Origin of the sequence: Methylobacterium longum (genome assembly GCF_022179385.1) — a bacterium.
Lineage (GTDB): Bacteria > Pseudomonadota > Alphaproteobacteria > Rhizobiales > Beijerinckiaceae > Methylobacterium > Methylobacterium longum.
Genome location: NZ_BPQS01000105.1, coordinates 1 through 4,105 on the forward strand (window position 1 = coordinate 1; position 4,105 = coordinate 4,105).

Below are 4,105 nucleotides of genomic sequence, written 5' to 3' on the forward strand. Positions count from 1 at the left end.
GCTGCGGCCCCGCAGAGCCGGTTGAGCGGTCGCATACAGGTTTCCTCCAATTGATTGGTTTAGCCTGTCGTACAATCGCAAAGGGACAGAGTTGTTCGTCAGCTACTCCCGCGCAGGCTTTGGTTCAGACTTAGCGGCTCGCGTCAGGCTCTGGATCGCTCGCGGTGGCCGACCAGCCTTCTGAGCGATCTCGGCCTGCTGCTGCTCGACGAGTTCGCGGGCCGGCTGACCGTGCGGCGGCTGCCTTCGTAAGGGTCGGGGTCTGCCTGCGGCGCTTCTGCTACGCGACCTGCGCTTGAAACCCCGGTACGTTGACCTGCAGGCCCGCGGCAGATGACGAGCCTCCTCCGATGCGTCTTGGCGCAGTGAGGCAGAACCCATGCGGTCCGTGAAGCTCCTCATCCTCTTGTGCCTGATGGCGGCCGGCCTGATCGTCTACACCGACAAGCAAGCGGTGAAGGGCACGTCTGAGCCCGACGTTTAGACGCTCGGCCGCTCGGATCGACAGACCCGATTGACGGCGCAACCACGCGGGAGGAGGCTCAGTTCGGGGGCGGCTACGGAGTTAGCCACCATGAGCGATTTCAGTCACATCCTGAACTGGAAGCTTCTCTTCGGCTCGCACAAATTTCCCGGTCCTGACGGCGGCACCTGCATCAACGAAGCGGCAGTCGTGGCGTGCGGCTTCCCCTATCAGCGTGTCAGTTCGGTCAAAGCGATGCCGGCCTGCTTCTCGCGTCCGATCTGTAGGCTCGCGATGCAGCTCAACGACAATGCGACGGATGCACAGCGTCAGCGCCTGATGCCGTTCGTGACGCGCCTAGCTTGTGCGGACACGCCCGAAGTCGAGCACGAGCGGGAGCGCTATATCGATGCGTGCCTCGCCAGCGACAATTTATTCTCACCCGCATTGTGCTTGTTCGACTTTCAGGACGGTCTTTCGGCTCTGGAAGGCGCGCTCGCCATCGGGCGGCAAGCCGATCCGCTCGGCACGGAGGAGGCGGCAGGCCGGCTAGATGCTGCCCGCGCTTCGGCCAAATTGGCGAAGAAGCGCTCTGGCTCTTTCCCTGTGAAGGTGAAGGGATGGCTGGGCCTGCAGCAGACACCCGAGGATGTTGGGTGACGCCCAGCTGCGGGGCGGTGCCGCGGAGGCGCAGGCGCAAGGTCAGGAAGCCCGCCGGGTCCGATCTGCTTCCCTCTCAGGGTCGACCCGTTCAAGGTTGAGCCGGGCCCGCATTCTCTTGCCCGGCTTGAAGTGAACGTGCGCCTTGGCCCCGACCACCACCCGCTCACCTGTGCGTGGGTTCCGAGCGGTGCGGGCCTCGCGGTCGCGGACGCAGAACGTCCCGAAGTCGCGCACCTCGACACGATCTCCGTCCGCCAGCGCTCCAGCGATCCGGTCTAGAATGGCATCCACCACTGCCTCGACCTCACTCGCGAAGAGGTGCGGGTTCTGCGCCGCGATGCGGGCCACAAGCTCGGATCGGATCATGCCGACAAGGTGCCGGGGCGGTGGCAGCCCTGCAAGGGCGGCGGCGCACTGTCCCCTCAACGTTGACTTAACCGTGCCGCCCAGCCGACATGGACCGTTCCGGCTGCACCCGCCCTGGCGAGTCGTGGCCGCCATTCAGGAGACCATCGCCGCGAGATAGACCCTGAAAAGCCAACAGCCCCTTCCCGGCAAGGAAGAGGCTGCTGAAAATCCCAAGGCCTGTGGGGCCGTCTAACCAGCTCCCCACAAGCCATAGCTCCCCACCGGGAGTCAAGACGGAACCCGTTTCCGTCAACGGGAAGGCTTTGCCTGGACCCTAGCCGCGGCCCGAGAGGGACCGGGTTCGATGTTTCACGCCACCATGCGGTCGGCGATCGAGGGCGCGCGGACACTCGCGCAGCTCGACGACCTGTCGCGCACCATCTGGCAGGCGCACGCCGCCGAGACCGTCACCGACGCAGAGGCGCAGGGCTTGGCCGAGGCGCTGCACACTCGCAGGAGTGCGATTAGAGAGGCCGTGGTGCCCGTCGGCATCCCGCTCGGCCGTGTGACGCTGTTTCCAGCGAGGCACCTCCAGCGGGCTCCTGACCGATCCGTGGCGATCGAGCGCCGCCGTCGGCTGGCCTGTTCCGGTCCGATGCCTCCGGCCCTCGCCAGCCGGTTCACCACCGGGCAGCTCGCGGTGCTGCGCATCGTCGGGGACGAGATGGCCCGCAATGGCGCCTGCGGGCTGTGCATCGACGCCATCGCGGCGCGAGCTGGCGTGTGCCGGCGACTCGCCCAGGCCGCGATCCGGCTGGCTGAGGGCGACGGGCTGCTGACCATCCAGGAGCGGCGTCACCAGGGCCGGAAGTCGGATCCGAACGTCCTGCGCATCATCAGCCGGGAATGGCTGCAGTGGCTCCGGCGGGGAGGGCGGTCCGCGGCGCCTGCGCTGCTCGGCAGCATAGGGTGCAAAACAGTTCACCCCACGGATAGGGGAGATCCACAGAGGCAGGTTGTGGATGCGGAACCGAAGAAGGGCTGCCGAGGGGCAGCGGTCGACCTCGACCAATCAGGCCGAACGAGAATTCGCGCGGGTGGTAGCGCGGGCCGAGCCATGCGGTGAGGGTCTGGGGCCGGTCGATATGACGAACGCGCGCGGTGAAGGCGAAGCTCGTCGGATGTAACTCGATGCTCCGAGTCAAACTATTTGGGCGTTCTGCATCATCAATGTGCACGAGCGCGTTTTAACCATGCTCGACTATTGAGGATTTTAGATCATCCCGGCCTTGAACTGTTTCTCGTACGGACCAGTTCTCAGAGGGTGTTACAGCGTGGTCCAATCTTTGTTGGCGACCTGAAGCCTATCGGCCCGGCCCGGCCCCTCACGGTCGTTAGGCCCAGCAGCCGCCTGTCATCTTGGGCCACGATCTCGATCTCATGCCTCTCCACTCTCGCACTGTTTGCCACCGGTGCAGCATGGCTTGCTCCTCACAGCATCTGGACTTTCACGACGTCCACTCCACGTGCGGCATCGGTGGTGTCGGCCGAAGCTCCGCCTCCAGCGACGTTCCCACCATGGGTAGAAGTCCCGCACCTGACGGGCCCTCCGGCTCATGCGCACGAGCCAGACGCCTTCTCCGTTGCCGACGGACCGCGCACATTCCTAGACCCAAACGCCGCGGATACGGCTGAGCAGCCGCTCTTCCTGCCGCCGCGCGCCAACCCGCGTTCACCCCTGATCGGCCGCGCGCCCCTCGACGCGGCCCGCCTGACACACGAGCACCCGCCCGTCTGGAATGAGCGCACCGAACGCCAGGACATCGCGACGTCGGCCCCACCGGCCGTGGTAGCGACGCTCGGGCCCGACGTGCCGCAATCGCTGCAGGATCGAGCTGAGACGAGGACAACGCCGATCCTGCCACTCCAATTGGCCCAAGCGCGGGCTCCGACCGAGATCGTCGTTCGCCCCGCCCAGACGATTACCACCGCACCTCCGCCTGGACGTGTAGCGACGCTCAGCCCGGATCCTGCGCAGCCAGTGGTGGATCAAACGAGCCCGATCACGCCGCCCCGTGACACAGGGGGCGTGGTCGCGCCGATCCTGAACCCCGAACCAGCGAGGCAGGCGCGATCGCTTCGACGGTCGCGTGCGGTGACAACGGTCACCCGAGCGCGGATGCCCTATCGCGACACCGACCAGACGGCGAGCATCATCAGGCGGCCGGGGTCGGTCCAAGCGAGGATCGATGCGGGCATGGTCGCGCATACTTCCCTGCACCGCGCGAGAGCCGATCGCTCCGATCGGCTGGCTGTCCGATCACCTTCTCCTGCGCCGTCCTCACCCTGGACGCTGCCACCCGCCCTCGCGCCGACGGACTAGCTCGATGCCGCGGCCCCTCGTTCACCCCCGCGAAAAAGGAAGCCGTGATGTCCCTACGTTCGATCTGCTGCGCGACCCTGATCTCTGCCTTGGCCGGCCCTGCGCTGGCGCAGGACGCGCCCGCCGCGCCGGACACCTCGGCGGCCACGTGGCAGATGCCCTGGCAGATCGCTCCGATCGGGCCTGCCTCAGCCGCGGCCGGTGAGCAGACGATCATGTCGATGGTGCCGGGAACCGGCCTAGTGAAG

The 4,105-nt window shown here is 66.4% G+C and carries 3 protein-coding genes and 1 pseudogene; 3 read left to right on the forward strand and 1 reads right to left on the reverse strand.

The annotated features are described in order from the left end of the window. Window positions 1-574 precede the first annotated feature (574 nt). Window positions 575-1,123, forward strand: a complete 549-nt coding sequence (locus tag MFF58_RS31305) for a hypothetical protein (protein WP_238294183.1) — start codon at window positions 575-577, stop codon at window positions 1,121-1,123. 42 nt (window positions 1,124-1,165) lie between these two features. Here the strand turns inward: MFF58_RS31305 and MFF58_RS31310 are convergent, their stop codons facing one another. Then, a complete protein-coding gene (locus tag MFF58_RS31310; RefSeq protein ID WP_238294185.1) occupies window positions 1,166-1,492 on the reverse strand; it encodes an integration host factor subunit beta in 327 nt (108 codons plus the stop codon). A gap of 346 nt (window positions 1,493-1,838) precedes the next feature. Here MFF58_RS31310 and MFF58_RS31315 point away from each other — a divergent pair, with 346 nt between their 5' ends. Both MFF58_RS31315 and MFF58_RS31320 read left to right on the forward strand, forming a co-directional pair. After that, window positions 1,839-2,600, forward strand: coding sequence for a hypothetical protein (locus tag MFF58_RS31315; RefSeq protein ID WP_238294187.1), 762 nt, complete (start codon window positions 1,839-1,841; stop codon window positions 2,598-2,600). 1,304 nt (window positions 2,601-3,904) lie between these two features. Then, window positions 3,905-4,105: pseudogene (locus tag MFF58_RS31320) on the forward strand (hypothetical protein); the annotation flags it as partial.